Genomic DNA, 26,802 nt, shown 5'->3' with positions numbered 1-26,802 from the left:
TGGTTGAGGAATGATCAGCCTACCCACGACGGGGCAAAACAAAAGTTCAAAGAACGGGAGGCAAACGGCATTCCAGCGCCGTAACCCGACGAAAATTCGAATCGGAAAAATGCAGGGTTACCACCTGCGAAAGTAAAAAAACCTCACCCTGAAGCGTTTACCCCGACACGCTTTGTTACCTCAAGCTGCGCTGACCGTGCTCGACCAGCGCCACATCGGTGTTTTGCGCAGGGCGGCATTGCGAATCGCTGCCCGGTTGCAGATGCGGCGTGAGAATCGGCGCCATGCCCTTGAGCACCTGTGTGGGCAGAGCCGAGGTGAACTTGAAGTTTTCCGCCGAGCGCCCCGGAACGAACGCGGTCAGGGTGCCGAAATGGTGATCGCCGATGTAGAACACAAACGTCGCGGTGCGGTTGATCGACTTCGAACTGATGATCCGCCCACCGGAGCCGATCGCGGCAATGCGGTTGTCGCCGGTACCGGTTTTGCCACCCATCGCCAGCGGCGTGCCGTCGGGCAATTTGAAACTGCCGGACACACGTTTTGCGGTACCGGCATCGACCACTTGCGACAGTGCCTCGCGCATGGCTCGGGCCACCTCCACCGGCATTACCCGTTTGCCGACGTGCGGATCGTTGACCAGTTTCGTTTCATAGGGTGTGCCGGCAGCGAAATGCAGGCTGTCGATGCGCAGCGTCGGCATGCGCACGCCGTCATTGAGGATGGTGCCGATCAGCTCGGCGAGGGCGGCGGGGCGATCCCCGGAGCTGCCGATGGCGGTGGCCAGCGACGGCACGAGATGATCGAACGGGTAGCCGACTTTCTGCCAGCGCTGGTGAATGTCGAGGAACGCTTCGATCTCGAGCATGGTGCGAATGCGACTGTCGCGCGCGCCTTTGTGCCGGCTCTTGAACAGCCAGCTGTAGACTTCCTGACGCTCGAAATGGCTGGCCTTGACGATCTCGCTGAAAGTCGCCTCCGGGTGATGCAGCAGGTAGCCCATCATCCACAAGTCCAGCGGATGCACCTTGGCGATGAAGCCTTGGTCAGGCAGATCGTAACTGCCGGGGCCGTAGGCATCGTAGAGGCGGATCAGGCGATCATCGGTAAGCTTCTCCTTGAGCTTGGCGCCTTTGAGGTGTGCGCGAACAAAGCTGTTGAAATCTACCTGGCTGGCGTCGGGCAACAGATAACGGTGCACCGCCGCCATGCGAATCGGCGTCGGCCGGATGCTGTCGAGGAAAGTTTCCAGACGTGCCTGGGTGTCCTTGTTTTTGTACTTTTTCCAGAACTTGAGCAGGAACGAGGTGCCTTCGCGGTCGGCAAAACTGGCCAGGTATTCCTGACGGCGCGGGTCGCGATCATCCTTGAGCAACTCGGCATTGGGCCCTGAGTAGGTTGTGTAACGGACGATGTCACGCATCAGGCGAATGAACGGCAGGTTGATCGACTCGCGCAACGAATCGCGCAAAGTGGGCAGGCGCCCGTTGTCCTCTTTGCGGAAGTTATGGAAGGTGTGCAGACCGCCACCGGTAAAAAACGCTTCGCCGGGGCTCGCCGAATACTTGCGATCCAGCGCAGCGCCGAGCAGCTTGGACAGGTCGTGATCCTTGTTCTGGATCAGGTAATCGACGACCCACTGGCTGAGGCGGTCCTGCTCCGGCACTTCGACCTTCTTCAATTGCGCCACGCTCATCGCGCCGTACTTGTCGTGCAGCTCGGCGATGATCTGCAGGTAGGTGGTCAGCACGCGCATTTTTGCCGTGGAACCCAGTTCGAGTTTGCTGCCTTCGTTGATGTCGAACGGTTGATCGGTGCTGTCGGTCTGCACGCGCACCCGTGAGCCGTCCGGCGTCAGTTCGAACAGGGTGAAGCTGTAGCGCACTTGCGTGGTGCTGGTCGGCGTCAGCAGGCGTTCACCAAGCAGGCCGATTTCGGCGGCGTAGGCCGGGTCGGCGAGTTTTTTCAGATAGGCAGTGGCCTGGGTTTGCAGATCGCCCTGCAAGGTGCTGGTGGCCGACAGGTCGAGGCGATCGAGGTCGTACAGCGGCCGGTTGAGCATGCTCGCAAGGCGACTGCGGGCGACGCTGATGCCTTTGTTGGTTTCGATCGGCTGCATCGTTGGCTGAGTCTGCCAGTCGCGGTATGACACGGTGCTCGCCAGCGCGGCGTCAGCCAAGGCACTGTCGATCACGCCGTTCTGTTTGAGCAGACGCAGATGGCTGTCGGTGAGGTTGGCCAATTCGTCGCGACCCTTGGTCAGGTAATGCGAAGGGCGGCGCTGGGCGATCATCAGCGAGAGCATTTCACGCAGGGCCAGCCCCTTGGCGGCCATGGTTTGCGGGTCGGTTGCCGGGCTGTTCAACTGTTCGTTGGCCTTGTTGAAATCACTGCCGTACCAGACGCGCAAACCTTCGGCCATGCCGTGCACTTCGCCATGGCCGGGTACCGCCGAGAGCGGCACGCTGTTGAGGTAATCGCGAACGATGTTCTGCCGCGCGCCAAGCGTCTCCGGGCCGTCCTGATACGCGCGCACGCTGGCAGAAATCATCTGGCGGATCTTCTCCGCGCCGGACACGGTCAGGCCGTCGGGCGAATGGCGATACTTTTCCAGTTGCGTCGCCAGGGTGCTGCCACCGGCCGATTGCCCGGGCAGGTGCAGCAGCTTCGCCACTTGCGACCACGCCGCCATGCCGAAGCGCGGCCAGTCCACCGCCGGGTTGGCCAGCGGCTGTTTCGGGTCGAGAAGGAAACGGTTTTCGATGAACAGCAGACTGCTCACCACCACCGGCGGAATCGCTGCGAAGTCGGCATACAGTTGCTGCGGATAGTTGTACCGATACAGCGGCGCGCCTCGGCAATCGGTGATCGACAGCCCGGCCTGAATCTTTTCCGAATACGGCACGAACAGGCCTTTGTCGGTGTAACCGAGCAGGGCAGGGGAGAAGCGCGTCTGCTCGGTGATCACATAGTTGCGCTTGAGCAGGCGCGGCAGGAATTCGTCGAGTGAGCTGTAACCCAGACGCAGATCGAAAGGACCGTTGCCCGGATAGTGGATCGCTTCGCTGGGGCCGGGCTCGAGCCTGTAGGTCAGCGAGGCGGCGTACTGACTCAGCTCCCGCGCCTGAAAGCGCGAGGTGCGCATTTCCTTGGATGCGGCAAGTCCCACCACCACCGCGATGATCACCAGCAACAACCAGAAAGCCTTCCACCCGTGCCGGCTGCGGCGGGGTTTTTCAGGGACAGGCGCTTCATCCACACGTTCAGTCGGAACCACGGTTTTACTCGAATCGGTTTGCCACAAAGCACCCATAGTCGACTGATCCATTCACGCAGATTGATCGGACTTGTCTGAAGCTTAGACGGTGGTTGAAGCCGGTGAAAAAAATGTGAAGAGCGGAGCCTGCGCTTTATCTGAATAAAACTGGAACAAACACTGTGGCGAGGGGATTCATCCCCGTTGGGCCGCGAACCGGCACCAAAACCTGCCAACACGGTTTCTACAGGCCCACCGCGTGTGAGGAAATTGCGCCTGCTGCGCAGCCGAGCGGGGATAAATCCCCTCGCCACAACGAGGCTGTTCACATCCCGGGATATGTCTGTGTAAGGAAAAGATTCCTGTGGCTAGCAGATTTATCAGTCATGCAGGGATTCCCTGTGGCGAGGGGATTCATCCCCGTTGGGCTGCAAAGCAGCCCCAAAACCTGCCTCCACGGTTACTACAGGCCCACCGCATGTGAGGAAGCTGCGACTGCTGCGCAGCCGAGCGGGGATAAATCCCCTCACCACAAGGATGCTGTTCACATCCCCATGATGTGTCTGTGCGAGCAATGGACTCCCTGTGGCCAGCAGATTTATCAGTCTTGCAGGGACTCCCTGTGGCGAGGGGATTCATCCCCGTTGGGCTGCGAAGCAGCCCTAAAACCTGCCGGCACTGTTTCTACTGGCCCACCGCGTGTGAGGAAATTGCGCCTGCTGCGCAGTCGAGCGGGGATAAATCCCCTCACCACAAGGATGCTGTTCACATCCCCATGATGTGTCTGTGCGAGCAATGGACTCCCTGTGGCCAGCAGATTTATCAGTCTTGCAGGGACTCCCTGTGGCGAGGGGATTCATCCCCGGTGGGCTGCGAAGCAGCCCTAAAACCTGCCGGCACTGTTTCTACTGGCCCACCGCGTGTGAGGAAATTGCGCCTGCTGCGCAGTCGAGCGGGGATAAATCCCCTCGCCACAAGGATGCTGTTCACATCCCCATGATGTGTCTGTGCGAGCAATGGACTCCCTGTGGCTAGCAGATTTATCAGTCATGCAGGGACTCCCTGTGGCGAGGGGATTCATCCCCGTTGGGCTGCAAAGCAGCCCCAAAACCTGCCAACACGGTTTCTACACGCACACCGCGTGTGAGGAAATTGCGCCTGCTGCGCAGCCGAGCGGGGGATAAATCCCCTCGCCACAAAGAGGCTGTTCACATCCCGGGAGTTTGTCTGTGTGAGGAAGAAATCCACCTATTCCATAGCACTATTGCGCTCAGAGCCAGCAGGCATCCCAAAGCGGGTAGTCACCGAGGTTATCGACCAGCCCGGCTCGCAAGGGATTATTGATGATGTAGCGGGCGAAGGGCTCCAGGTCCTCGCCGTCACGGATCGCACGGTCGTGGTAGCCGGTTTGCCACAGCGGTCCGTGACGTCCGGTTTTTCTGTTAACCGCATGCGTACAGCGAGCCTTTACACCGCCAATGACTTCACCAAGTGAGCCGCGTTGCAATTGCATCAGCCAATGAAAGTGGTCAGGCATCACCACCCAGGCGATGGATTGCGCGACTCCTTGCTCATGAGCCCGGCGCAGTTCTGCAACCAGTAACCGGCCGGTCTGCCAATCTGCAAATACAGGCTGGCGTTCGTGGATGACAGAGGTGATGAAATAGGCACGACCGTTTTCCGAGAAACGACCTTGGCGCAGACGGTGGGAGTTGGGACGGACTGGCATGTGAGCTTCCTTGCATGTGCTCCTGGCTTTTTCAAAGGTTAGTGGTTGGCCGCCCCGCTGGGCGCTGCAACTGTTGAGCGAAATTTCTGAATCCGTCGGGCGATTTATCCGTGATCAAGCGAGGCGAGACATCACACAGTGGATCAAATGCCCTAGGGCTGAAACATGACGCTGCACCATCCCTGTGCAATACTTCGCGGCTTTTTCAGTGGCGACTTTTCCTACGTAGTGCAGGTAATGCCTCTCCGCGGAACCCACTATTGCCGAGAGTTGTCGCTGAATGTTGTGACTTTTAGAGTGAAAAATCCTGCCCTGAGCTTTTTATACTGCACGCCCCGCTGATCTTTCAGGCCCGCCCTGCAAGACGCGTCTGCCCACGAAGCCGACGCGGTTTCCTGCCCAGCCAAGGCCTATCGGCCGACGCTTCGAAACCCGGTGGTCATATCCAATAACAAGACGAGGTTGTACCCCTATGCCAGTTGGCAATCCTCTGCCGCACGGCGACACCGCTTCGGGCGGTCCGCTCAAACGTGAACTCGGCGAACGGCATATCCGCCTGATGGCGCTCGGTGCCTGTATCGGCGTCGGTCTGTTTCTCGGTTCGGCCAAAGCCATCGAAATGGCCGGCCCGGCGATCATGCTGTCTTACATTCTTGGCGGTCTGGCGATCCTGGTGATCATGCGCGCGCTCGGCGAAATGGCCGTGCATAACCCGGTGGCCGGCTCGTTCAGCCGCTACGCGCAGGATTACCTCGGGCCGCTGGCCGGCTTTCTCACCGGCTGGAACTACTGGTTCCTGTGGCTGGTGACGTGTGTCGCGGAAATCACTGCGGTGGCGGTCTACATGGGCATCTGGTTCCCGGATGTGCCGCGCTGGATCTGGGCCCTGGCGGCGCTGATCAGCATGGGCTCGATCAACCTGATCGCGGTGAAAGCCTTCGGCGAATTCGAATTCTGGTTCGCCCTGATCAAGATCGTCACCATCATCGCCATGGTCATCGGCGGCGTCGGCATCATCGCCTTCGGTTTCGGCAACGACGGTGTGGCACTGGGCATCTCCAACCTGTGGGCCCACGGCGGTTTCATGCCCAACGGCGTAACCGGCGTGCTGATGTCGCTGCAAATGGTCATGTTCGCCTACCTCGGCGTGGAAATGATCGGCCTGACCGCCGGTGAAGCGAAGAATCCGCAAAAGACCATTCCCGACGCGATCGGCTCGGTGTTCTGGCGGATCCTGCTGTTCTACGTCGGTGCGCTGTTCGTCATCCTGTCGATCTACCCGTGGAACGAAATCGGCACCCAGGGCAGCCCGTTCGTGATGACCTTCGAGCGTCTGGGCATCAAGACCGCGGCTGGCATCATCAACTTCGTGGTGATTACGGCGGCGCTGTCGTCGTGCAATGGCGGCATTTTCAGCACCGGGCGCATGCTCTACAGCCTGGCGCAGAACGGCCAGGCCCCGGCCGGTTTCGCCAAGACCTCGAACAACGGCGTGCCGCGCCGCGCGTTGTTGCTGTCGATTGCGGTGTTGCTGTTGGGTGTAGTGCTCAACTATCTGGTGCCGGAAAAAGTCTTCGTCTGGGTCACCTCGATCGCGACCTTCGGTGCGATCTGGACCTGGGTGATGATCCTGCTGGCGCAACTGAAATTTCGCAAAGGCCTGAGCGCCAGCGAGCGGGCCGGCCTCAAGTACAAGATGTGGCTGTACCCGGTCAGTTCGTATTTCGCCCTGGCGTTTCTGGTGTTGGTGGTCGGCCTGATGGCGTACTTCCCCGACACCCGCGTGGCACTGTATGTCGGGCCGGCGTTTCTGGTATTGCTGACAGTGTTGTTTTACGTGTTCAAGTTGCAGCCGACGCAAGTGTCGCAAGGTTCGGTGCGTTCGGTTTCTTGAATCCTGACGCCTGAAAACCACAAAGCCCCGGTCGCAAGATCGGGGCTTTTTTGGTTCACGCGAGCTGATCGCCAGTCTTACGCCGCTATCACTTCCTGCGGCTCAAAACTGTCCGCCCGCGCCATCTGCCACATCCGCGAATAGAACTCGCCATTCACTTCGCCGGTAAGCAGTTCCCCCGGTTTCAGGAATACATGCAGCTGCGAGAACAACTTGATCTCGGTCGCCGACATGCGCCGCACCAGATGCTTGGCCGACAGTTGCGCCGGATGCTCAAGGCCCGCCGCAGCGAGCATTTCCGCCAGCGCTTTGAGTGTGCTGCGATGGAAGTTGTAAACGCGCTGGGCTTTGTCCGGCACCACCAGGGCGCGCTGGCGCAAGGCGTCCTGGGTGGCGACGCCGGTCGGGCATTTGTTGGTGTGGCACGACTGCGACTGGATGCAGCCGATGGCGAACATGAAGCCGCGCGCCGAGTTGGCCCAGTCGGCGCCGATGGCCAGCACGCTGGCGATGTCGAAGGCGCTGACGATCTTGCCGCTGGCGCCGAGTTTGATCTTGTCGCGCAGGTTGAGGCCGACCAGCGTGTTATGAACGAACAGCAGGCCCTCGCGCATCGGTACACCGATGTGGTCGGTGAACTCGACCGGCGCCGCGCCAGTGCCGCCTTCCTTGCCATCAACGACGATGAAGTCCGGAAGAATGCCGGTTTCCAGCATGGCCTTGGCGATCCCCATGAACTCCCACGGATGGCCGAGGCAGAATTTGAAGCCCACCGGTTTGCCACCGGACAGCTCACGCAGTTGCTGAATGAACCGCATCATCTCGATCGGCGTGGAAAACGCACTGTGGCGCGACGGCGAAACACAGTCCTCGCCCATCAGGATGCCACGGGTCTCTGCAATTTCTTTGGTGACCTTGTGCTTGGGCAAGATCCCGCCATGGCCGGGTTTGGCGCCCTGGCTCATCTTGATTTCGATCATGCGCACTTGCGGGTTCTGTGCCTGTACGGCGAAGCGCTCCGGGTCGAAACGGCCGTCGCTGGTGCGGCAGCCGAAGTAGCCGCTGCCCAGTTCCCAGGTCAGGTCGCCGCCGTGCTCGCGGTGATACGGGCTGATGCTGCCTTCACCGGTGTCGTGGGCGAAGTTGCCAAGCTTGGCACCCTGATTCAAGGCGCGGATGGCATTGGCGCTGAGTGAGCCGAAGCTCATCGCCGAGATATTGAAGATCGACGCCGAGTACGGCTGCGTGCACTGCGGCCCGCCGACAGTGACACGGAAACCGTTCGGGTCGCTCAACGGCGCCGGGCGCATCGAGTGGCCGATGAATTCGAAGCCGGACTGGTAGACGTCGATCAGCGTGCCAAACGGTTTGTCGGCGGTTTCGTTTTTCGCGCGCGAGTACACCAGCGAACGCTGGGCGCGAGAGAAGGGCAGGGCGTCGCTGTCGGACTCGAGCAGATACTGGCGAATCTCCGGGCGGATACCTTCGACCAGATAACGGATATTGCCCAGAATCGGATAATTGCGGCGCACTGCATGGCGCGTCTGCAACAAGTCGAACACCCCGAGCAGGCTAAGCACCGCGGTGACGGCGGTGATCGGCCACAGCCAGTCATGTTCGAGGAAGGGCAGGCTGGCGAGGGTGAAAATCACACAGACGGCAAAGAAGGCGTAGCGGCTCAGCAGCGACAGGCTCATACGGTTTCCCTGGTTCGGACTCAATTTTGTGCAACGGCACACATCCCTGTGGGAGCGAGCCTGCTCGCGAAAGCGACCTGTCAGTAGAAAAATTATTTTCTGACCCGACGCATTCGCGAGCAGGCTCGCTCCCACAAAAAGCGTGAATCACACTGTTTCAGGCGTTCTGCGCCTGTAGAAAAATCGAAAACAGCTCGGACTGGGATTTGATCCCCAGCTTGCTGTACATGTGTTTCTTATGGACTTTCACGGTTTCCACGGAGATTTCCAGCTTACGGGCGATTTCCTTGCTGGAACAACCGCTGAGCATCAAACGCCCGACATCCAGCTCGCGCGCGGTCAGTTGTGCACCTTTGAGCTGTTGCACCGACGCTTCCAGTTGCACCCGCCAGTCTGCCTGCGCAGGTGCGACGGCGAGGGCCACGGTTTCGTTGATTTCGTAGGGCAGACGTTGGCGCAACAGGCCCAGTACCCACGGCTGAATCAAAGACAGCAAAGCGATCTGTTCGCCAGTGAAACGTTTTTCACTGCCCAGCGACAGGCACAGCGTGCGCTCGCCTTCGAGCTGGCAATTGAACTGGATTTCGTCGGCCACCACATTCAGACGAAAGTATCGCTGGTAATACTCGGTCAGCTCGAAATGCTCCGGCGCGACTTCCGAGAGGCGATACAGGCCGGTGCGCGACTGCTCGCGGCAGGCGATGTAGAACGGATCGAGCAGATACAGCCCGCGCAGATAATCCTGGAACAGCGGGTCCGGGCTGCCATCTTCGCCGGGGCATTCGGCGAACACTTGCGGGTGCTGATCGGCGCTGAACAGCAGCACCACCCAGCTATCGAACGCTACGTACTGCTCGAGCAAACGCAGCAGTTGCGCCCAGAAATTCGGCTTGTCGAGCGCGTCGATCAGTTGCCCGACGGCGCGGTGCCAAGTGATGTCATTCAACGAAAGTGTCATGCCTCTACCCCTATCGGGTTACCCCGGCCGCGTGATTCCCTGGCCGGTTGCTTGCTGCGCATACTGGCCCACAGACAGGCACCGGGCAATCCTTCAAGGCCGGCGCAGATAACAAGGGATACCCATGAAAGTAGAACTCGCCCAATTGGCGGGCCGTGACAACGACACGGCTTATAACCTTAAGCGCGCACTGGCGGCGATTGCTGCCTGCGCGGCCGACACGCAAATGATCGTGTTCCCGGAAACCCACCTGATGGGCTTCCCCAACGCCAAAACCGTGACCCAGGTCGCCGAACCGCTAGACGGCCCGACCGTCAGCACGGTGCTCGCTGCAGCGCGTGAGAAGAACATCGCCGTGGTGATCGGCATGGCCGAGAACGACAACGGGCGCTTCTACAACACGACGCTGCTGATTACCCCCGAAGGCATCGCTCTGAAGTACCGCAAGACCCACCTGTGGGCTTCGGATCGCGGCGTGTTCGAAGCCGGCGACCGCTACGCCACCTGCGTATGGAACGGCGTACGCGTCGGCCTGTTGATCTGCTACGACATCGAGTTCCCGGAAACCGCCCGTGCCCTGGCGCAACTTGGCGTGGAATTGCTCATCGTCACCAACGGCAATATGGACCCGTACGGCCCGACCCACCGCACCGCGATCATGGCTCGTGCCCAGGAAAACCAGGCGTTTGCGCTGATGGTCAATCGCGTTGACGCGGGGGATGACGGTCTGGTGTTTGCCGGTGGCAGTGCGTTGGTCGATCCGCTGGGTGCGCTGCTGTTCGAGGCTGGGCGCGAAGAAGAGCAGTTCAGGGTCGAGCTGGATTTCGCGCAACTGGAAATCGCGCGCAAGGATTATCGCTATCTGGATGATCAGCGTTTGAAGTTGCCGGGCGAGGTGGTGGAGCAGCAGGCTTGTGGATTGCGAGAGCTGCTGATTCCTGTGCGGTGATCCGAATGCTGTGCCGCTCGGGCTGACGCTTTCGCGAGCAGGCTCGCTCCCACAGGGGATTTGCTACGAGCAAAAAATTTGTGTTCACCACCGACACTGTGGGAGCGGGCTTGCCCGCGAAGAGGCCCGCTCAAACAACAAAAAACTACTAAGCCACACCCGAAATTTTCGCCGAACCCGGCTCTGCCATAAATCCAATAACATTCGGAGTAAGTCGCCCATGGCTCGTTTGCAACGCACCCTTTCGCTAGGGTCGGTGGTGCTGTTCGGCATCGCCTACATGACGCCGATCATTGTCCTCGGCACTTTCGGCATCCTCGCCCAGTCCACCGCCGGCATGGTGCCGGCGGCCTACCTGGCGGCGCTGGTGGCAATGTTCTTCACCGCGATGAGTTACGGACGCATGGCCGCCGCTTTCCCGGTGGCGGGCTCGGCCTACAGCTACGTGCGCAAGGCAATCAGCCCGAAACTCGGTTTCATTGCCGGCTGGGCGGTGTTGCTCGACTACCTGTTTCTGCCAATGGCGATCTGGTTGATCGGCGCGGCTTATCTGGCCTCGGCGTTCCCGTCGATCCCGCAGTGGATCTGGGTGCTGGCGTTCATCGGCATCACCAGTGCGATCAACATCGTCGGGCTGAAACTGGCTAACGGTATCAACGCCTTGCTGATGCTGGTGCAGTTCCTCGTGTTGATCGCCTTCGTTGCGCTATGCGTGCACTACATCGGCGGCGATGCGAGTACGCCGCTGTGGTCGATCAAACCGTTCTTCAACGGCGATATGCAGATGCCGCTGATCATGAGCGGCGCCGCGATCGCCTGCTATTCCTTCCTCGGCTTTGACGCGGTCAGTACCCTGACCGAAGAAACCCGCGATCCACGCCGCACCATTCCCCGGGCGATCATGCTGATCACTTTGATCGGCGGCCTGATCTTCGTCGGCGTTTCGTACTTTGTGCAGATCGCCCATCCGTCGTTCCAGTTCGACAGCGTCGATTCGGCTGCCTATGAAATCGCGCGCAACATTGGCGGCGATCTGTTCGTGTCGATTTTCCTGATCGGCCTGATCGTCGGCCAGTTCGCCTCGGGGCTGTCGGCGCAGGCCAGCGGTTCGCGCCTGCTGTTTGCCATGGGCCGCGACGGAGTCTTGCCGAAGTCGTTTTTCGGCACCTTGCACGTGCGCTTCGGCACGCCGGTCAACAGCATTCTCCTGTGCGCGGCGGTGGCCTTGCTGGCGCTGAAACTCGACGTCACCACCTCGACCTCGTTCATCAACTTCGGCGCGTTCCTGGCATTCAGCCTGGTCAACCTGTCGGTGATCTTTCACTACTGGATCGGCGGCGAGAAAAAAGGCCCGCGCGAGTTGCTGCTGTTTTTGCTCTGCCCGCTGATCGGTCTGGTGGCCGACCTGTGGCTGATGGTCAGCCTTGATCATCTGGCGGTGTGGCTGGGGCTGAGCTGGTTGGCGATTGGCGTGGTTTACCTTGCCGTGTTGACGGGCGGTTTCCGCCGTCAGCCGCCGGAACTGGATTTTCAGGAAGCGACCTGAGCTTCGTGGCTTGGCTTCCCTCTGACGGGCATGGGATCCTTGGCGCTTTTGCGCCAAGGGATTCCTTTATGTCGACCATTCATATCGCCGCTGCGCTGCTGCTCAACGCTCAGGGCCAGACCCTGCTGGTGCGCAAGCGCGGCACCACCGCCTTCATGCAACCGGGCGGCAAGATCGAAGCCCACGAGTTGCCAGTGCACGCGTTGGTCCGTGAGCTGGAAGAAGAACTCGGGCTGGAGATCGACCCGGCGCAGGCGATTTTCCTCAACTGCTTTTCCGCCCCCGCCGCCAACGAGCCAGGCTTCATCGTCCATGCGGAAATCTTTCAACTGACCATCGACACTGACGTCTGCCCGGCGGCGGAAATCGAAGAGGTCATCTGGGTCGATCCGGCCACTGACCCGGCGCTCGAGCTGGCGCCATTGACACGCGAGCACATCCTGCCGTTTTATCGCCGTTCACTGACTGCACTCGCCTGATCATTCCCGCAAAGGACTTCGCCATGATCCCGTTGCAAGACCTGCTGATCTTTGCTGCCGCCGCGTTGCTGATGGTGCTGACGCCGGGGCCGAACATGATCTACCTGATCTCGCGGTCGATCTGTCAGGGACGTCGCGCGGGGGTGACTTCGTTGCTTGGCGTGGTCGGCGGGTTCTTCGTGCATATGTTCGCGGCAGCGGCCGGTCTGACGGCGGTGTTTCTCGCCGTGCCGATGGCTTATGAAGTGTTGAAATGGGCCGGCGCGTTGTACCTGCTGTGGCTGGCCTGGCAAGCGCTGAAACCCGGCGCACGTTCGCCGTTCGAAGCTCAGCAATTGCCGCCGGACTCGTCGCGCAAACTGATCACCATGGGCTTTCTCACCAGTGCGCTGAACCCGAAAATCGCCGTGTTCTATCTGTCGGTTTTTCCGCAATTCATCAGCCCGGAACATGGCTCGGTTTTCACCCAGAGCATCATTCTCGGCCTGACGCAGATCAGCGTCAGTTTCAGCGTCAATCTGTTGATCGCGCTGTTCGCCGCAGGCATCGCCTCGTGGTTTGTGCGCAACCCGACCTGGCTGGCGCTGCAACGGTATTTCATGGGCCTGGTCCTCGGCGGCCTCGCAGTGCGGTTGATGCTCGAACAGCGGCGGACCGCCTGACATGTGGATCGAACGGCTGGATGCCAGCCATGCCCTGGCTTACCGCGAGCTGATGCTCGAAGCCTACGACCGGCATCCGCAGGCGTTCACCTCCAGCGTGCGCGAACGCGCGGTGATGCCGTTGAGCTGGTGGGAAGCGCGGCTGACCAGCAAGTTCGATGCGGTGTTGGGGGCATTCGAAGCCGGGACATTGGCCGGGATCGTCGGCGTGGCTTTCGAGCCGCGCGAGAAAGCGCGACACAAGGCGACGCTGTTCGGTATGTATGTCTCGGCGGATTTTCGTCGGCAGGGGCTGGGCTTTGATCTGGTGCAGGCGGCCTTGGTTGAAGCGCAAAAGCATCCTGCGCTGAGGCTTGTCCAGCTCACTGTCACCGCCGGCAACGACGCAGCATTTCAGCTGTATCAGCGTTGCGGCTTCATTCAGTACGGCCTCGAACCACTCGCCGTGCGAGTGGGCGAAGACTACTTCGACAAGATCCACATGTGGCGCCAGCTCTGACCCACCACGACAATCCTTGTGGGAGCGAGCCTGCTCGCGAAGGCGTCCGTCCAGCCGACATCATCGCTGAATCATCCACCGCTTTCGCGAGCAGGCTCGCTCCCACAGGGTGATCTCCTGCACAGGAGATCAGCGAACGGCGCTGACACCATCCAGTGTCGAGAACGATGTGTCCTTCGCCGTCAGGAGGAAATCGCGCATGTACGGCGCATCGAGCATGTCGGTGCGAATTGCCGCATACAGCGTCGCGAACAAGCCTTTCTCCCCCAGCCGTTTGCCCTTCACATAGCCGCGCGAGCTGTACTCATGCAACGCCCAGTGCGGCATGCCGCAGACGCCACGGCCGCTGGCGACCAACTGCATCATCATCACCGTCAGCTCGGAAGTGCGCACCTGCGCCGGTTCAATGTCCGCGGGCTCGAGAAAGCGGGTAAAAATGTCCAGGCGATCGCGCTCTACCGGGTAGGTGATCAGCGTTTCCGTCAACAAGTCTTCAGGAACGATATACGGCTTGCTCGCCAGTGCATGCTGGTTGGCCACCGCGAGCATGGCTTCGTAAGTGAACAGCGGCACGTAAGTGATGCCGGCGATGTCCAGCGGATCGGAAGTCACCACCAGATCCAGATCACCACGGGCCAGTGCTGGCAGCGGGGCGAAAGCGAAACCCGAAGCCAGGTCCAGCTCGACTTCCGGCCAGGCATCGCGGAACTGGTCAATGGTCGGCATCAACCACTGGAAGCAGCTGTGGCATTCGATCGCCATGTGCAGACGCCCGGCGGTGCCACCGGCCAGACGACCGATGTCCCGTTCAGCGGCGCGCAACAGCGGCAGGGTGGCGTCGGCCAGTTGCAGCAGGCGCAAACCGGCACTGGTGAAACGCACCGGTTTGGTCTTGCGCACGAACAACTGCATGCCCATGCGTTCTTCCAGCTCCTTGAATTGATGCGACAGAGCGGATTGCGTCAGATGCAGGCGGTCAGCGGCATCGACCAGGCTATCGGCCTCGCGCAGGGCATGCAGGGTTTTCAGGTGACGGATTTCAAGCACCGGCGTGGCTCCATGAACAAAACTTGTGACGAATGCGTGGAAGGTGAGTCTGTCTCATGAGGCGAGCTTTGTCGATCTGTCGGTCCAGGTCGGGGCAGGACAGTCCACAGCCGACCGCTCGGCACTCTTCATCAAACTGTCATCGAAGTGTGGCAGCGCGCTCGCACGAACTTCATCAGACTCGCGCTCTACTGGGGTGCTGCGTTTTGGTGTTTTTCATGTTCAAGAGATTGTTTTCAGTCGCGGCCGCGTTGGCCGCGCTTTTGTTAGGTGCCGGCTCGTGGGCAGCCGGGCGCTGTGATGTCAACGTGCCGACCGAGCACGCCGAGCTTGCGCAGGTCAGTCTTGCCTATCAGAGTATCGGCCGCGCGTCGGATCCGGCGCTGTTGCTGGTCATGGGCCTGGGTGGGCAGTTGATTCACTGGCCGGACGAAGTGGTGGTCGCGCTGTGCCAGCAGGGTTTCCGGGTGATCCGCTATGACAACCGCGACGTCGGCCTGTCGACCTGGCGGCATGCGCCGGTCGAAGCCAATCTGACTTTCGAAGTGCTGCGTTACAAGCTCGGTCTGCCGGTTTCGGCACCGTACAGCCTGACTGACATGGCCGACGATGCGCTGGGTTTGATGACGGCGCTGAAGGTTGAGCAATTCCACGTGCTCGGCGCGAGCATGGGCGGGATGATCGCCCAGCACATGGCGGCGATGGCGCCGCAGCGGGTGGAAAGCCTGACGTTGATCATGACCACTTCCGGTGCTGAAGGCCTGCCGGCACCAAGTGCGGCCTTGGTGCAATTGCTCTCGCGCCGTGGCGCGCCGAACCGCGAAGTGGCGCTGGAGCAACAGGCCGATCTGCTCGCGGCACTGGGCAGCCCGGCGGTGACCGATGATCGTCAGGTCTTGCTGCAACAGGCGGCGGCGTCCTACGATCGCGCGTTCAACCCCGAAGGCGTCAAGCGCCAGATCATGGCGATCCTTGCCGAACCCAGTCGCGTGGCTTTGCTCAATCAACTGCGCGTACCGACGCTGGTGGTGCATGGCACGGCTGATCCGTTGTTGCCGGTGATGCACGGCGTACATCTGGCGGCGCACATTCAGGGCAGTCAGTTGAAACTGATTCCGGGACTGGCGCATCGCTTTCAGGAAGCGTTCAAGGAGCCGTTGCTGGCGGCGGTGCTCCCGTATTTGCAGGCGCATCGCGAGGACACTTCGCATTGGGCGCAGGTTGATCCAGCCGTGCGGAACAATTTGCTGTAAGAGCGCCAGCATCCTGTCGCCAAAAAAATATCAATGTGCCACTATTGTTTGCCGCGTTGTTGCCGATAAGGCGCAGGAACGTTTTCAGACATAGGGACTTGATCCATGATTTTTCGCGCTACACGTCAATGGGCCGCACTGGCCCTGCTCGCCGTACTGACCCTCACCGGCTGTGCCCATGTGCAACCGCCGGTGCCGCTGGACAAACAATTCTGGGACGCCAAAGAGCCGACCATCGGTGTAGCCATTACCGTCGTACCGTCGCCTGTGCTGGCACTGACCGGCAATCAGGGCATCCTCGATTACGCCATCAATGCCGGCGTCAACAGCAAGCTCAGCGCCAACGTCGAGACCTGGCAGGTACGTGACCTGGAAACCTTGCCCGACGCCATCGTCGCCAAGTTGCAGGCCAAGGGCTACAAGGCCAAGCGCATCGATGAGAAGGTCGATCTGAAGACCTTCAAGGAAGTCGATTTCCGCGAGGGCTACATGACCAAGGACATGACGCCGATGAAGGTCGCCCACGGCATCGATCGCCTGTTGCTGGTGTCGATTTATGCCACCGGTGCCACGCGCAGCTACTACAGCATCGTGCCCACCAGCGTGCCGATGGCCCAGGTTGGCGGCCAGGGCATGGTGATCGATCTGTCGGACAACAAACTCCTGTGGTACCAGCCATTCGCTGCAGTTCAGGCCGCGCAGGGTGAATGGGACGAGCCGTCCTACACCAACCTGTCCAACGCGTTCTATCAAGCGATGGATAACAGCCGTCAGCAAATGATCGCCCCGTTCGCGCAATGAAACGTCTGGCGCTGACCATCGCGGCGATCTCGCTGCTGGCGTTGCCTGGCTGTGCGCAGAAACCGGCACCCGAGGCCGGTTTCAAGGATCAGGCCGCCATGAGCTATGTGCAGGCGCACGGGCTGAAGGTGGACGTGCAACTGCCGGCGGAGTTTGTCGGCGCCAGCACGGTGATCGACAGCAAGGCGGCGCTGAACGCGGCGAATTCCAGCCACACACTGGTCTCCAGCTCTGGCGCAGGCGCCGGGCTGGCGGGCGTGCTGGTGGCCAGCCTGATCAATACGCAGATGGGCTCCGGTACGTTGCAGCGCGATGCCGAAAAAGCCGCGCTGAACGAATCGCGGCCGCTTGCCGACCTGCTCGCTGGCGTGCCGTTGCAGGAGCGCTTGCAACAGCGTTTTCAGGCGGCGTCGCAGGTGTCCGGATTCAAGCAGGGGACAGGTGCGGTCACGGCACGGTTGCTGATCGAACCGAAGCTGATGCTGACGCCTGATCGCGGCAGTTTCGTGCTGGTCAATCAGGTGCAATTACAGGATATCGCCGGCTCGCCGCTTTACCGCATGCGCATCGAAGTGGCCAGTCAGCCGATTCGTCGCTGCGGCAAGCAATGCATTGATGACGGCGGCCTCGACCTGGCCCAGGTCACCGCTGTGCTGGATGAATGCATTGACGAATCCATCCGCGTGTTGAGCGCCGACCTGATGCAACCGACCCCGCCGCCCGCCGCGCAGGAAACCCTGCGTTACGTGCTCGACGGCCAGCGCGTGGTCGAACGCGGTTATCAACTGGCGCAGAACGGCAGCTACTGGCGCTACCGCAATCTCTACGGTGCGGTGAAGTCAGTGCCGGTGCCGTTCGAGGACGCCTTGTCGTCCGCGCAACTGGCCAAGGTCTACGGCCGCTAGAGGTTGATGCCCGTGGGTTCAGGCATGCAGCCGGACCCACACGCTGACCAGCACCGTCGCCGCTATCAACCAGGCCACCGCCGCCACCGCCAGTGACGCTTCCAGGCGCATGCGGTCGACCATCACGTACAACGTCGCCAGATACACGAAGTAAGGAATGATCGACCACATGCCGAACACGATCGTAGTCTTCAGGTCATCGACCGAGCGGCCCTTGCCGACGATGTAATGCGCCATCAGGGCAAAGGTCGGAAACAGCGGCACCAAGCCGGCGATGTAATAGTTTCTGGTCTTCGACAGCACCGCGAGGATCAGCACCACTGCAGCGCCGATAGCGGCTTTGAGAAGCAGATCCATCAGTGGCTCAACCCGTACTTTTTGACTTTGTCGAACAGCGTGGTCTTGGCCATGCCCAGTTCCTGGCTGGCCTGGGTCAGGTTGCCGCCGCTGCGTTGCAAGGCGTCGACCAGCAAGTTGCGCTCGAAGGCTTCTACCGCTTCGGCAAACGCCAGACCCTGGCCAGCGCTGGCCCCCGACTTTTTGAAGGCCGGCAGGCCAAGGGCGAAGCGTTCGGCGACGTTGCGCAGTTCGCGCACGTTGCCTGGCCAGTCGTGGCTCATCAGGTTGGACAGGGTCTGGTTGTCCAGCTCCGGCAGTGCGCGATCAAAGCGCAGCGCCGACTGCTGGGTGAAGTGTTCGAACAGTTGCAGGATGTCTTCGCGGCGTTCGCGCAGCGGTGGCAATTCCAGGGTCACGACGTTGAGGCGGTAGTACAAGTCGCTGCGAAACTCGCCGGACTTGCTCGCTTCGTCAAGGTCGGATTTGGTCGCCGCGATCACCCGGCAATCCACTGCCACGCTCTGGTTCGAGCCGAGTCGTTCGAGGGTGCGTTCCTGCAACACGCGCAGCAATTTGATCTGCAACGGCAGCGGCATGCTTTCCACTTCGTCGAGGAACAGCGTGCCGCCGTCGGCGTGTTCGATCTTGCCGATCCGCCGTTTGCCGGCGCCGGTGAAGGCGTTGGCTTCGTGGCCGAAGATTTCACTTTCAAACAGATTTTCCGGCAGGCCGCCGCAGTTCAGCGCGACGAACTGTTTGCTGTGGCGCCGACTGAAATCGTGCAGACAGCGGGCGACCAGTTCCTTGCCGGTGCCGGTCTCGCCTTCGATCAAGACGTTGGCCGACGTGTCGGCGACGTTGGCAATCAGTTCGCGCAGGTTCTGCATCGCCGGCGAGCGACCGATGATCCGCCCTTCAAGGGAATCGCGTTCAGCCAGTTGCCGACGCAACGATGACACTTCGCGGGCGAGGCTGCGTTGCTCCAGCGCACGCCGCGCGACGTCCACCAGACGCTCCGGCGAGAACGGTTTTTCCATGAAATCGTAGGCGCCTTTCTGCATCGCGCCGACGGCCATGGAGATATCGCCGTGGCCGGTGATCAGCACCACCGGCAGGCTGCGATCGCGCTGCTTGAGGCGGGTGAGCAATTCCAGGCCATCGATGCCCGGCAGGCGGATGTCGCTGATGACGATGCCGGCAAAGTTGTCGCCAACCTGCGCCAGCGCTTCTTCGGCACTGCCGACACCGATGCAGGGGATGTCTTCGAGAGTCAGCGCCTGTTGGCAGCCGAGCAGCACATGGGGGTCGTCTTCGACAATCAGCACACTGAGTTCAGGGTTCATATTGGCTCGGCAGAAAGAGGGCTTACCAACGGTAAACTGAGGACAAAAGTGGTGCCACCGCCGGCCGGGTGTTCGACACCCAGATGGCCGCCGGTGGCCGCGGCGAGGCTGGCGGACAGGGTCAGGCCCAGGCCCAGGCCTTGCTCGCCGGGTTTGGTGGTGAAGAACGGTTCGAACAGATGCTTGCGCGCTTCGGCGTCAATGCCGTGGCCATTGTCGCGCACCCGCAAGCGATACTTGCCGTTGAATTCTTCACCCTCCAGCCACAGTTGCGGCTGCGGTTGCGCGTGCATGGCGTCGAGTGCGTTGCCGATCAGGTTGACGAGGATCTGTTCGAGACGGGTCTGGTCGATCAGCAACTGCACATCGGCAAACTGCCGGTGGATCTGCAGCGCGGCATTTTCCACGCGCGCGCCGAGCACTTGCAAGGCGGCGTCGACGGCTTTGCCGAGACTGGCCTGGCCCTTGTTATCGCCACGTCGGGCAAACGAACGCAGGCTGGCGGTGATCCGGCCCATGCGGTCGATCAGATCATTGATGGTTTTGAGATTGGTGCTGGCGACGTCAAGCTGGCCGCGCTCGAGAAAACGCACGGTGTTGCCCGACAGCGTGCGCATGGCCGCCAGCGGCTGGTTCAATTCGTGGGCGATGCTGGTCGACATCTGGCCGATGGCGGCGAGTTTGCCGGCCTGTACCAGTTCGTCCTGGGCGCGGCGCAAGGTCTCCTCGGCCTGGCGGCGCTCGCGGATCTGACTCTTCAACCGTTCGTTGCTGGCGCGCAAATCGGCGGTGCGTTCGGTAATCCGACGCTCCAGTTGGCTGTTGGCTTCCTGCAACGCTTCGCGGGCGGCGAGGCGGGTGGCGAGGACTTTGCGCCGTTCATTCCAGGCGATCAGCAGGAAGGCGAACAGGGCAAACGCCACGGCCACCAGAATGCCTTGGTTGATCGCTTCGCGGCGCAGGTCCTGCAATGGTGTGAGCAGGGTGAAATTCCACGGCGTGTCGCTCAGGAGCCGGGTTTGCGCCAGATAACTGATGTCGTCTTCGTCGGGCTGCAATTCGCTGTTGGCCGGGAAGGTCAGTTTCTCCACGCCCTCGGCCAGGGTCTCACGGGCCAGCGGTTGCAGTTCGTTGAGCGGGAACCAGTAGTACTGCAGGCTGCGGGCAAGTTTTTCCTTGACCTCGTCGCTGAGCGGAATCACCGATTTCAGCCGCCTGGCCGGATCGCTGGAGAGAATGATGATGCCGTTCTCATCGCTGACGAACGCTTCCAGACGCGCCCGCTGCCAACGTTCTTCCATGGCTTCCAGACGCACTTTCACCACCGCGACACCGATGATCTTGCCGTGCTCTTCGAGGCCGTGGGCGAGGTAGTAACCGGGTTCGCCATTGGTGCTGCCGATGCCGTAAAAGCGTCCGGGCTGGCCGCGCACGGCGTCCTGGAAATAGGCGCGGAAGGACAGGTCTTCACCCAGATAACTGTCGACATCGCGCCAGTTGCTGGTGGCCATGACCCGCCCGGTGGTGTCCATCACGTAGATGGCCCGGCTGCGGCTGCGGCGGTTCAGGCCTTCAAGGTAATCGTTGACCGTCTGCCGGTGCTCCGGGGTCGGATCGGCCAGCAGCTGCGGCACACTCGTTTCGAGTTCCAGCAGGCTGGGCAGGTAGGTGTATTTGCTGATTTCGCTTTCGACCGCGCGGGCGTGCAGTTCCAGCTGACGCTGGCCGTTCTCGCCGAGGCTGCGGATGCCGAAGTGTTCACTGGTCCAGAAGCCGATGAAACCCAGTCCGACCATCAGGGCGATGATCAGCGGCGGCAGGAACAGATGACGGATCAGACGGGGCTTCACGGCAAGTGATGGCTTTGCAGCGCGATAAAGAGTGGGGTCGCATTTCATCACAGATGCCTTGGGTCAACCACAACACAAATCTCAGGATCAGCATTGATCCAGTGTGGGAGCGGGCTTGCTCGCGAAAGCGGTGCATCAGTCGATGATGAGGTTGAAAGTGCCGGCCTCTTCGCGAGCAAGCCCGCTCCCACAGTTGAGGAGCGGTTTTTTAGTGCTGCAGGATTTTCTCAAGGAAGTGCTGCGCGCGTTCGGAGCGGGCGCTGATGTCGCCGAAGAATTCCTCTTTCGGGCAGTCTTCGATGATCTTGCCGGCGTCCATGAAGATCACCCGGTCTGCCACTTTGCGGGCGAAGCCCATTTCGTGGGTCACGCACATCATGGTCATGCCTTCGTGGGCCAGTTGCACCATCACGTCGAGCACTTCGTTGACCATTTCCGGGTCGAGCGCCGAGGTCGGTTCGTCGAACAGCATGACGATCGGGTCCATCGCCAGCGCACGGGCAATCGCCACACGCTGTTGCTGACCGCCGGACAATTGCCCCGGATGCTTGTGAGCGTGTGCCGAGAGGCCGACGCGCTCCAGCAGTTGCAGACCTTTTTTGGTCGCCTCTTCCTTGCTGCGGCCCAACACCTTGATCTGCGCGATGGTCAGGTTTTCGGTGATGGTCAGGTGCGGGAACAGTTCGAAGTGCTGGAACACCATGCCGACGCGCGAGCGCAGTTTCGGCAGGTTGGTCTTCGGGTCGGCAATCGAGGTGCCGTCGACGACAATGTCGCCTTTCTGGAACGGCTCCAGCGCGTTGACGCACTTGATCAGCGTCGACTTGCCCGAGCCCGACGGGCCGCAGACCACGATCACTTCGCCTTTCTTGACCTCGGTGCTGCAATCAGTCAGCACCTGGAAGTCCCCATACCACTTGTTGATGTTCTTGATAGAGATCATACGGCGAACCTTTTTTGCAGACGCTTGACCAGCAGCGAGGCGGAAAAGCTGATGATGAAGTAGACGACACCGGCGAAGATCAGGAACTCGTTGGAACGGCCGATAATGTCGCCGTTCGAGCGCGCGGAGTTGAGGAAGTCGACCAGGCCCACGGTGTAGACCAGCGAAGTGTCCTGGAACAGGATGATGCTCTGTTGCAGCAGCAACGGCGTCATCTTGCGGAACGCCTGGGGCAGGATGATCAGACGCATGGTCTGGCCGTAGGTCATGCCCATCGCTTGCGCGGCGGCCATCTGGCCTTTGGGAATCGACTGCACGCCGGCCCGGACGATTTCACAGAAATACGCCGCTTCGAACATCATGAAGGCCACGACGCACGAGGTGAATGCACCGATCGGCGTGTCTTCGCCGGTGATCCAGCGCAACACGAACGGCACCGCGAGGTAGAACCAGGTGATCACCAGCAGCAGCGGGATCGAACGGAAATAGTTGACGTACGCGCCGGCAATGTTCGACAGCAGTTTGCTTGACGACAGGCGCATCAGCGCCAGGATCGTGCCGAGCACGATGCCGCCGATCACGCCCATGACCATCAACTGCAAGGTCATGACCATGCCGTTCCACAGGCCCGGGATCGCGGGGATGATGCCGCTGAAATCGAAGTCCATTATTTACCCCCCACGGAGATCAGGCCGGGCACCGCGACTTTCTTCTCGACCATGCGCATCAGCAACATCAGGCTCATGTTCAGGGTGAAGTAGATCAGCGTGGCCAAGGTGAAGGCTTCAAACAGGTTGGCCGAGAACTCGGCGGTCTGTTTGGTTTGTGCCAGCAGTTCCATCAAGCCGATCAGGGACGCCACGGAGGAGTTCTTGAAGACGTTGAGGAATTCCGAGGTGAGCGGCGGAATGATGATCCGGTACGCCTGCGGCAGCAGCACGTTCCAGTAGATCTGCGGCAGCTTGAAACCCATCGCGCGGGCAGCGGATTCCTGGCCGCGTGGCAGCGCCTGGATACCGGTGCGCACCTGTTCGCAAACACGGGCAGCGGTGAACAGACCCAGGCACACGACGACGCTCAGGTATGCCGAGGTGGTCGGGTTGAGGTCTTGCTTGTACCAGTCCTGCAGGTTCTGCGGCAGCAGGTCGGGTACCAGGAAGTACCAGATGAACAGCTGAACCAGCAGCGGCACGTTGCGAAACAGTTCCACGTAGCAGGTTGCGATGCCGGCTACGATGCGGTTTGGCACAGTGCGCATGACCCCCAGAATGGAGCCCAGCAGCAAAGCGATGATCCACGCCACGACAGCGATGCCGATGGTCCAGCCCAGGCCGGCGATGTACCAGTCGAGATAAGTCTCGCTGCCAACGCCAGTGGACTTGAAGAACACGCCCCAGTCCCAGTTGTAATTCATTAGGGTCTCCCCTCGAAATCGATCGATGTACAAGCACCCGCTTGGGGAAGTTCCTTTCCCGTCCGACGCGGAACGCCGGACACACGCGATCGGCTCGAAAACCGCCAGGTCGAGTGTTCCACAGCAAAGCCAGCAGGCAGTAACAGACGTCTGAGGGAGGTCGCTCCCTCAGACGATAAGGTTAGTCAGGAATCAGATTTTTACGTCAGGCGCCGGCTTGTCGCTTGGATTGGCGATCAGCTCCTTCACCTTGTCGCTCATCGGGAAGTTCAGGTTCAGGCCTTTTGGCGGGATCGGGCTTTCGAACCACTTGGCGTAGATCTTGTTGATCTCGCCCGACTTGTACAGGCCGACAATGGCGTCATCGACCGCCTTCTTGAACGGCGCGTCGCCTTTGCGAACCATGCAGGCATAGGCTTCGAAGGACTGCGGCGTGCCGGTGATGACCCAGTCAGTCGGCTTCTTGGCCTTGGCTTCTTCACCGGCCAGCAGGGCGTCGTCCATCATGAAGGCCACGGCGCGGCCGCTTTCGAGCATGTTGAAGGATTCGCCGTGGTCTTTGGCGGAGATGATGTTCATGCCCATCTGCTTGTCGGCGTTCATCGCTTTGATGATGCGCTCGGACGTGGTGCCGGCGGTGGTCACGACGTTCTTGCCTTTGAGGTCGGCGAAGTCGTTATAGGACGGCTTGCCTTCCTTGTCTTTCTTGACCAGCAGACGGGTGCCGATTTCGAAGATGTTGACGGTGAAGTCGACCTGCTGGGCGCGTTCGGTGTTGTTGGTGGTGGAACCACACTCGATATCCGCGGTGCCGTTCTGGATCAGCGGAATACGGGTTTGCGAGGTCACCAGGTTGTACTTGACCTGCAGGTCTGGCTTGTTCAGGTCTTTTTTCAGCGCTTCAACGATCGCCACCTGAATGTCGTGGGAATAGCCCACTGGTTTGCCAGAAGCATCTGCAATGTAGGAAAACGGAATTGAGCTGTCGCGGTGAGCGAGCGTGATGGTGCCCGAATCGTTGATTTTCTTCAGGGTGCCGGTGAGTTCGGCGGCGAAAACTGGCGTGCTGATCAGAGCGGCAGCAATGGCTGCGCCCAGGATATGGGGAACGATGCGCATCAAATTTTCCTCGACATTGTTTTTTTTATGGAGCCAGTTTGTCGGCCCTTTTTGTGCTTCGAATGCCTGACGGCTCCTGAAGTGTTGGCACAGCAGGCATTCGTCGAGAGAGTGTAGAGCATGAGTCGTGCCAGAGCAGGGGTCGATGGTTAACTAATTGATTTATAACGTTATTAAACTTTTGTGATGGTATTTTTGTGGACGGCTGATCCGGTTTACCGAATCGACCATAGAGTCTCGTTCGGAAAACCGAACGCGTTGTGAGGGCTATTTCAGGTTTCGCGACTCAAGGGCGTTTCGTGCAAATACAGCCACTTCACCCCATCTGTCTGTGTGCGCAGGATCGCCACCGACACGCGTTGATGTTCCGTGCCGTTCAACCGATGGGTTTCGACGTAGCTCAAGGCAAGTGTCTCGTTCTGCTGCCAGACCGTATGCAGATCGCTGATTTCAATCTCCAGTCCGGCCCTGGCGCCGACCGCCTCCCTGAACAGTTGCTCGACCTCGGAGCGATTCAAAGGAATCGCCGAAATGCCGATCATGCTGAAGTTGTCGGCGAATGCCTGCATTAACGGCTCGATGCTCGCGGCACCGTTGCCGTCGGCATTGGTGAATACCTGAAGGATCAGCTCGTGGACGTGGTGAACGCTGTGTTCGGCTTGGTCGATCGGGTCGTACGTCATGGACATTCCTTTGCGGGGTTCAGTTGATTCATCAGCAACAGCGGCAACAGGCCGACCAACGCTGCAATAGCGAAAGTTGCGTGATAGGCATGCGGAGGGCCGAATGGCTCGAGCAGTGCATTGAAAATCATCAGAAACAGTGCGGCGCCGAGGCTGAAGGACACTTGGCGATTGATGTTCCAGATGACACTGGCCTTGTGTGTATCGCCACCAGCAAAGTCCATCAGTGAGGTGGTTTGCGCGGTATTCGCCCCGATACCGCCGCCGATGCCCATCAGGCTGTAGGCGCTGACGATGAGCCACAGATCACCTGGCACATCGACCAGCACCAGCGTGGCGATGCCGGCGCTGTGCAACAGCATGCCGAGGGTAAACAGGCGCTTGGCGCCGACCCGGTTGTAGACCCGGCCGCCAATAGTCATCGCGATGAATGCCCCGGTGGCGTAGAGGATCATGAACATTCCGGTCAGCCGGGCGCTGAAGTGCAGCGTGTTCTGCAGAAAGAAAATGCTCATCAGATTGACCCCGGTGAACACACCGGGAATCGCGTAATAAATGAAAATCGAGGTGCTGAGTCTTTTGCTTCTGAGCAAACTCAACTCGATGATTGCGTTGGTGCAACGGCGGTAGTGCAGCAGATAAAAGGCGACGAATATCAGGCCGGCCATGGGAAAACCCAGCGCTGCCAGCGGAGGATAATCGCCACCGTACAGCGACATGCCCATCAACAGGCTCGCGAGTGCTGCGCTGATTAGCAGCAGGCCTTTGATGTCCGGACGCTGAAGCTCGGCGGGTTTGCTTTCCCTGATCCATAACCAGGACAGCCCGGCGGCGATCAGCGAAAACGGGATGTTGCTGTAAAACACCCAACGCCACGAACTGCTGTCGACAATGAGCCCGCCGACGGTGGGTGAGATCGCTGGTGCGATCAGAGCGACGGCCATTGTCAGCGTGGATATTTTCGCCCGTTGCTCGCCATGAAAAAGATTGAACGTCAGCGCCTGACCGACCGGGATCAACAAGCCGCCACCGATGCCCTGGACGAAGCGCCAGATCACCAGTTCATGGAAACTGTCGGCCTGGCCGCACAGACATACCGCTGCTGCGAACAGCAACATCGAGGCCGTAAGGATTTCCCGGCTGCCGAAGCGTGCGGCCAGCCAGGTGCTCACAGGAACGATCAGCGTAAGACCGAGAATGTAAGCATTGCCGACCCACGCCACCGCTAAGCTGCTGACGTGCAAGGTTGCCGACAGACTGGGCAGAGCCACGGCCGACATGAAAATGTTGATGCAGTCGATGAAGAAGCCGAGCAGAAACACCGACGCGACTTTGTAGCGGTAACTCATGCTGTTTCTCCTTTGTCGTCGAGCATAGGGACGATAGACTCCGCGCGTCGATGCAATGGGGCTGAACACAATGTTTGAAGGGATTGA

The 26,802-nt window shown here is 60.2% G+C and carries 23 protein-coding genes; 9 read left to right on the top strand and 14 right to left on the bottom strand.

The window, feature by feature from the left end; all coding sequences use genetic code 11:
• Positions 1–175: 175 nt before the first annotated feature.
• A complete protein-coding gene (locus tag ACZ0AZ_RS03225; RefSeq protein ID WP_463570963.1) occupies positions 176–3,313 on the bottom strand; it encodes a transglycosylase domain-containing protein in 3,138 nt (1,045 codons plus the stop codon).
• Positions 3,314–4,526: 1,213 nt separating this feature from the next.
• Positions 4,527–4,985, bottom strand: a complete 459-nt coding sequence (locus tag ACZ0AZ_RS03220) for an REP-associated tyrosine transposase (RefSeq protein WP_073473226.1) — start codon at positions 4,983–4,985, stop codon at positions 4,527–4,529.
• Positions 4,986–5,457: 472 nt separating this feature from the next.
• Here ACZ0AZ_RS03220 and ACZ0AZ_RS03215 point away from each other — a divergent pair, with 472 nt between their 5' ends.
• Positions 5,458–6,879, top strand: a complete 1,422-nt coding sequence (locus ACZ0AZ_RS03215; protein ID WP_463538697.1) for an amino acid permease — start codon at positions 5,458–5,460, stop codon at positions 6,877–6,879.
• A 77-nt stretch (positions 6,880–6,956) separates the two neighbouring features.
• Here ACZ0AZ_RS03215 and ACZ0AZ_RS03210 read toward each other — a convergent pair whose 3' ends face one another.
• The gene (locus ACZ0AZ_RS03210) at positions 6,957–8,576 is read right to left on the bottom strand and encodes an FMN-binding glutamate synthase family protein (protein ID WP_463538696.1); all 1,620 of its coding nucleotides are present in this window, start codon (positions 8,574–8,576) and stop codon (positions 6,957–6,959) included.
• A gap of 157 nt (positions 8,577–8,733) precedes the next feature.
• Positions 8,734–9,534 carry a helix-turn-helix transcriptional regulator gene (locus tag ACZ0AZ_RS03205; protein WP_039758417.1) on the bottom strand — a complete coding sequence of 267 codons (801 nt, stop codon included), beginning with the start codon at positions 9,532–9,534 and terminating at the stop codon, positions 8,734–8,736.
• Positions 9,535–9,658: 124 nt separating this feature from the next.
• On the opposite strand from ACZ0AZ_RS03205, the gene ACZ0AZ_RS03200 reads away from it, so the two are divergent.
• The 5 genes from ACZ0AZ_RS03200 to ACZ0AZ_RS03180 all read left to right on the top strand — a co-directional run bounded on the left by ACZ0AZ_RS03200 (position 9,659) and on the right by ACZ0AZ_RS03180 (position 13,669).
• Positions 9,659–10,483 carry a carbon-nitrogen hydrolase family protein gene (locus tag ACZ0AZ_RS03200; protein ID WP_463538695.1) on the top strand — a complete coding sequence of 275 codons (825 nt, stop codon included), beginning with the start codon at positions 9,659–9,661 and terminating at the stop codon, positions 10,481–10,483.
• Positions 10,484–10,703: 220 nt separating this feature from the next.
• Positions 10,704–12,029: an APC family permease gene (locus ACZ0AZ_RS03195; protein WP_039758412.1), complete on the top strand. Its 1,326-nt coding sequence runs from the start codon at positions 10,704–10,706 to the stop codon at positions 12,027–12,029.
• A gap of 68 nt (positions 12,030–12,097) precedes the next feature.
• Positions 12,098–12,508 carry an NUDIX hydrolase gene (locus ACZ0AZ_RS03190; protein ID WP_039758409.1) on the top strand — a complete coding sequence of 137 codons (411 nt, stop codon included), beginning with the start codon at positions 12,098–12,100 and terminating at the stop codon, positions 12,506–12,508.
• A gap of 23 nt (positions 12,509–12,531) precedes the next feature.
• A complete protein-coding gene (locus tag ACZ0AZ_RS03185) occupies positions 12,532–13,170 on the top strand; it encodes a LysE family translocator (protein ID WP_129997581.1) in 639 nt (212 codons plus the stop codon).
• A gap of 1 nt (position 13,171) precedes the next feature.
• Positions 13,172–13,669 carry a GNAT family N-acetyltransferase gene (locus ACZ0AZ_RS03180; protein WP_129997580.1) on the top strand — a complete coding sequence of 166 codons (498 nt, stop codon included), beginning with the start codon at positions 13,172–13,174 and terminating at the stop codon, positions 13,667–13,669.
• A gap of 129 nt (positions 13,670–13,798) precedes the next feature.
• Here the strand turns inward: ACZ0AZ_RS03180 and metR are convergent, their stop codons facing one another.
• A complete protein-coding gene (metR, locus tag ACZ0AZ_RS03175) occupies positions 13,799–14,716 on the bottom strand; it encodes a transcriptional regulator MetR (RefSeq protein ID WP_310406208.1) in 918 nt (305 codons plus the stop codon).
• A gap of 218 nt (positions 14,717–14,934) precedes the next feature.
• Between metR and ACZ0AZ_RS03170 the strand changes: the two genes are divergently transcribed.
• From ACZ0AZ_RS03170 to ACZ0AZ_RS03160, 3 genes are all read left to right on the top strand, one after another.
• Complete coding sequence (locus ACZ0AZ_RS03170; protein ID WP_463538694.1) at positions 14,935–15,969, top strand: alpha/beta fold hydrolase; 1,035 nt, start codon at positions 14,935–14,937, stop codon at positions 15,967–15,969.
• A 105-nt stretch (positions 15,970–16,074) separates the two neighbouring features.
• Positions 16,075–16,770, top strand: a complete 696-nt coding sequence (locus ACZ0AZ_RS03165) for a hypothetical protein (RefSeq protein ID WP_039758400.1) — start codon at positions 16,075–16,077, stop codon at positions 16,768–16,770.
• Positions 16,767–17,675, top strand: coding sequence for a hypothetical protein (locus ACZ0AZ_RS03160; protein ID WP_463538693.1), 909 nt, complete (start codon positions 16,767–16,769; stop codon positions 17,673–17,675). Before ACZ0AZ_RS03165 ends, ACZ0AZ_RS03160 begins: the two co-directional genes overlap by 4 nt.
• Positions 17,676–17,693: 18 nt before the next feature.
• On the opposite strand, the gene ACZ0AZ_RS03155 is transcribed toward ACZ0AZ_RS03160, so the two are convergent.
• From ACZ0AZ_RS03155 to ACZ0AZ_RS03115, 9 genes are all read right to left on the bottom strand, one after another.
• On the bottom strand, positions 17,694–18,032 hold the full coding sequence (locus ACZ0AZ_RS03155) for a GlpM family protein (RefSeq protein ID WP_463538692.1): 339 nt from the start codon (positions 18,030–18,032) through the stop codon (positions 17,694–17,696).
• A complete protein-coding gene (aauR, locus tag ACZ0AZ_RS03150) occupies positions 18,032–19,357 on the bottom strand; it encodes a two-component response regulator AauR (protein WP_039758396.1) in 1,326 nt (441 codons plus the stop codon). The genes ACZ0AZ_RS03155 and aauR overlap by 1 nt, the downstream gene beginning before the upstream one ends.
• A complete protein-coding gene (aauS, locus tag ACZ0AZ_RS03145; RefSeq protein WP_039758395.1) occupies positions 19,354–21,255 on the bottom strand; it encodes a two-component sensor histidine kinase AauS in 1,902 nt (633 codons plus the stop codon). Before aauS ends, aauR begins: the two co-directional genes overlap by 4 nt.
• A gap of 160 nt (positions 21,256–21,415) precedes the next feature.
• Positions 21,416–22,150 carry an amino acid ABC transporter ATP-binding protein gene (locus ACZ0AZ_RS03140; protein WP_007916729.1) on the bottom strand — a complete coding sequence of 245 codons (735 nt, stop codon included), beginning with the start codon at positions 22,148–22,150 and terminating at the stop codon, positions 21,416–21,418.
• A complete protein-coding gene (locus ACZ0AZ_RS03135) occupies positions 22,147–22,818 on the bottom strand; it encodes an amino acid ABC transporter permease (protein ID WP_039758394.1) in 672 nt (223 codons plus the stop codon). Before ACZ0AZ_RS03135 ends, ACZ0AZ_RS03140 begins: the two co-directional genes overlap by 4 nt.
• Positions 22,818–23,564 (bottom strand): amino acid ABC transporter permease, encoded by a 747-nt coding sequence (locus tag ACZ0AZ_RS03130; protein WP_039758393.1) that lies wholly within the window; start codon positions 23,562–23,564, stop codon positions 22,818–22,820. Before ACZ0AZ_RS03130 ends, ACZ0AZ_RS03135 begins: the two co-directional genes overlap by 1 nt.
• 192 nt (positions 23,565–23,756) lie before the next feature.
• Positions 23,757–24,683, bottom strand: coding sequence for a glutamate/aspartate ABC transporter substrate-binding protein (locus ACZ0AZ_RS03125; RefSeq protein WP_039758392.1), 927 nt, complete (start codon positions 24,681–24,683; stop codon positions 23,757–23,759).
• Positions 24,684–24,955: 272 nt separating this feature from the next.
• Positions 24,956–25,366, bottom strand: a complete 411-nt coding sequence (locus ACZ0AZ_RS03120) for a hypothetical protein (protein ID WP_039758389.1) — start codon at positions 25,364–25,366, stop codon at positions 24,956–24,958.
• Complete coding sequence (locus tag ACZ0AZ_RS03115; protein WP_463538690.1) at positions 25,363–26,715, bottom strand: MFS transporter; 1,353 nt, start codon at positions 26,713–26,715, stop codon at positions 25,363–25,365. The genes ACZ0AZ_RS03120 and ACZ0AZ_RS03115 overlap by 4 nt, the downstream gene beginning before the upstream one ends.
• Positions 26,716–26,802 lie beyond the last annotated feature (87 nt).

The sequence above is a fragment of the Pseudomonas sp. AC239 genome, assembly GCF_979258545.1.
The sequence above is the reverse complement of the archived record's forward strand: the minus strand, read 5'-3'. Positions and strand labels throughout refer to the sequence as shown.

Excerpts from the sequence above, each read along its gene's own strand:
- ACZ0AZ_RS03225 (WP_463570963.1), bottom strand. The coding sequence starts at position 3,313 with ATGGGTGCTTTGTGGCAAACCGATTCGAGTAAAACCGTGGTTCCGACT.
- ACZ0AZ_RS03220 (WP_073473226.1), bottom strand. The coding sequence starts at position 4,985 with ATGCCAGTCCGTCCCAACTCCCACCGTCTGCGCCAAGGTCGTTTCTCG.
- ACZ0AZ_RS03215 (WP_463538697.1), top strand. The coding sequence starts at position 5,458 with ATGCCAGTTGGCAATCCTCTGCCGCACGGCGACACCGCTTCGGGCGGT.
- ACZ0AZ_RS03210 (WP_463538696.1), bottom strand. The coding sequence starts at position 8,576 with ATGAGCCTGTCGCTGCTGAGCCGCTACGCCTTCTTTGCCGTCTGTGTG.
- ACZ0AZ_RS03205 (WP_039758417.1), bottom strand. The coding sequence starts at position 9,534 with ATGACACTTTCGTTGAATGACATCACTTGGCACCGCGCCGTCGGGCAA.
- ACZ0AZ_RS03200 (WP_463538695.1), top strand. The coding sequence starts at position 9,659 with ATGAAAGTAGAACTCGCCCAATTGGCGGGCCGTGACAACGACACGGCT.
- ACZ0AZ_RS03195 (WP_039758412.1), top strand. The coding sequence starts at position 10,704 with ATGGCTCGTTTGCAACGCACCCTTTCGCTAGGGTCGGTGGTGCTGTTC.
- ACZ0AZ_RS03190 (WP_039758409.1), top strand. The coding sequence starts at position 12,098 with ATGTCGACCATTCATATCGCCGCTGCGCTGCTGCTCAACGCTCAGGGC.
- ACZ0AZ_RS03185 (WP_129997581.1), top strand. The coding sequence starts at position 12,532 with ATGATCCCGTTGCAAGACCTGCTGATCTTTGCTGCCGCCGCGTTGCTG.
- ACZ0AZ_RS03180 (WP_129997580.1), top strand. The coding sequence starts at position 13,172 with ATGTGGATCGAACGGCTGGATGCCAGCCATGCCCTGGCTTACCGCGAG.
- ACZ0AZ_RS03170 (WP_463538694.1), top strand. The coding sequence starts at position 14,935 with ATGTTCAAGAGATTGTTTTCAGTCGCGGCCGCGTTGGCCGCGCTTTTG.
- ACZ0AZ_RS03165 (WP_039758400.1), top strand. The coding sequence starts at position 16,075 with ATGATTTTTCGCGCTACACGTCAATGGGCCGCACTGGCCCTGCTCGCC.
- ACZ0AZ_RS03160 (WP_463538693.1), top strand. The coding sequence starts at position 16,767 with ATGAAACGTCTGGCGCTGACCATCGCGGCGATCTCGCTGCTGGCGTTG.
- ACZ0AZ_RS03155 (WP_463538692.1), bottom strand. The coding sequence starts at position 18,032 with ATGGATCTGCTTCTCAAAGCCGCTATCGGCGCTGCAGTGGTGCTGATC.
- aauR (WP_039758396.1), bottom strand. The coding sequence starts at position 19,357 with ATGAACCCTGAACTCAGTGTGCTGATTGTCGAAGACGACCCCCATGTG.
- aauS (WP_039758395.1), bottom strand. The coding sequence starts at position 21,255 with ATGAAATGCGACCCCACTCTTTATCGCGCTGCAAAGCCATCACTTGCC.
- ACZ0AZ_RS03140 (WP_007916729.1), bottom strand. The coding sequence starts at position 22,150 with ATGATCTCTATCAAGAACATCAACAAGTGGTATGGGGACTTCCAGGTG.
- ACZ0AZ_RS03135 (WP_039758394.1), bottom strand. The coding sequence starts at position 22,818 with ATGGACTTCGATTTCAGCGGCATCATCCCCGCGATCCCGGGCCTGTGG.
- ACZ0AZ_RS03130 (WP_039758393.1), bottom strand. The coding sequence starts at position 23,564 with ATGAATTACAACTGGGACTGGGGCGTGTTCTTCAAGTCCACTGGCGTT.
- ACZ0AZ_RS03125 (WP_039758392.1), bottom strand. The coding sequence starts at position 24,683 with ATGCGCATCGTTCCCCATATCCTGGGCGCAGCCATTGCTGCCGCTCTG.
- ACZ0AZ_RS03120 (WP_039758389.1), bottom strand. The coding sequence starts at position 25,366 with ATGACGTACGACCCGATCGACCAAGCCGAACACAGCGTTCACCACGTC.
- ACZ0AZ_RS03115 (WP_463538690.1), bottom strand. The coding sequence starts at position 26,715 with ATGAGTTACCGCTACAAAGTCGCGTCGGTGTTTCTGCTCGGCTTCTTC.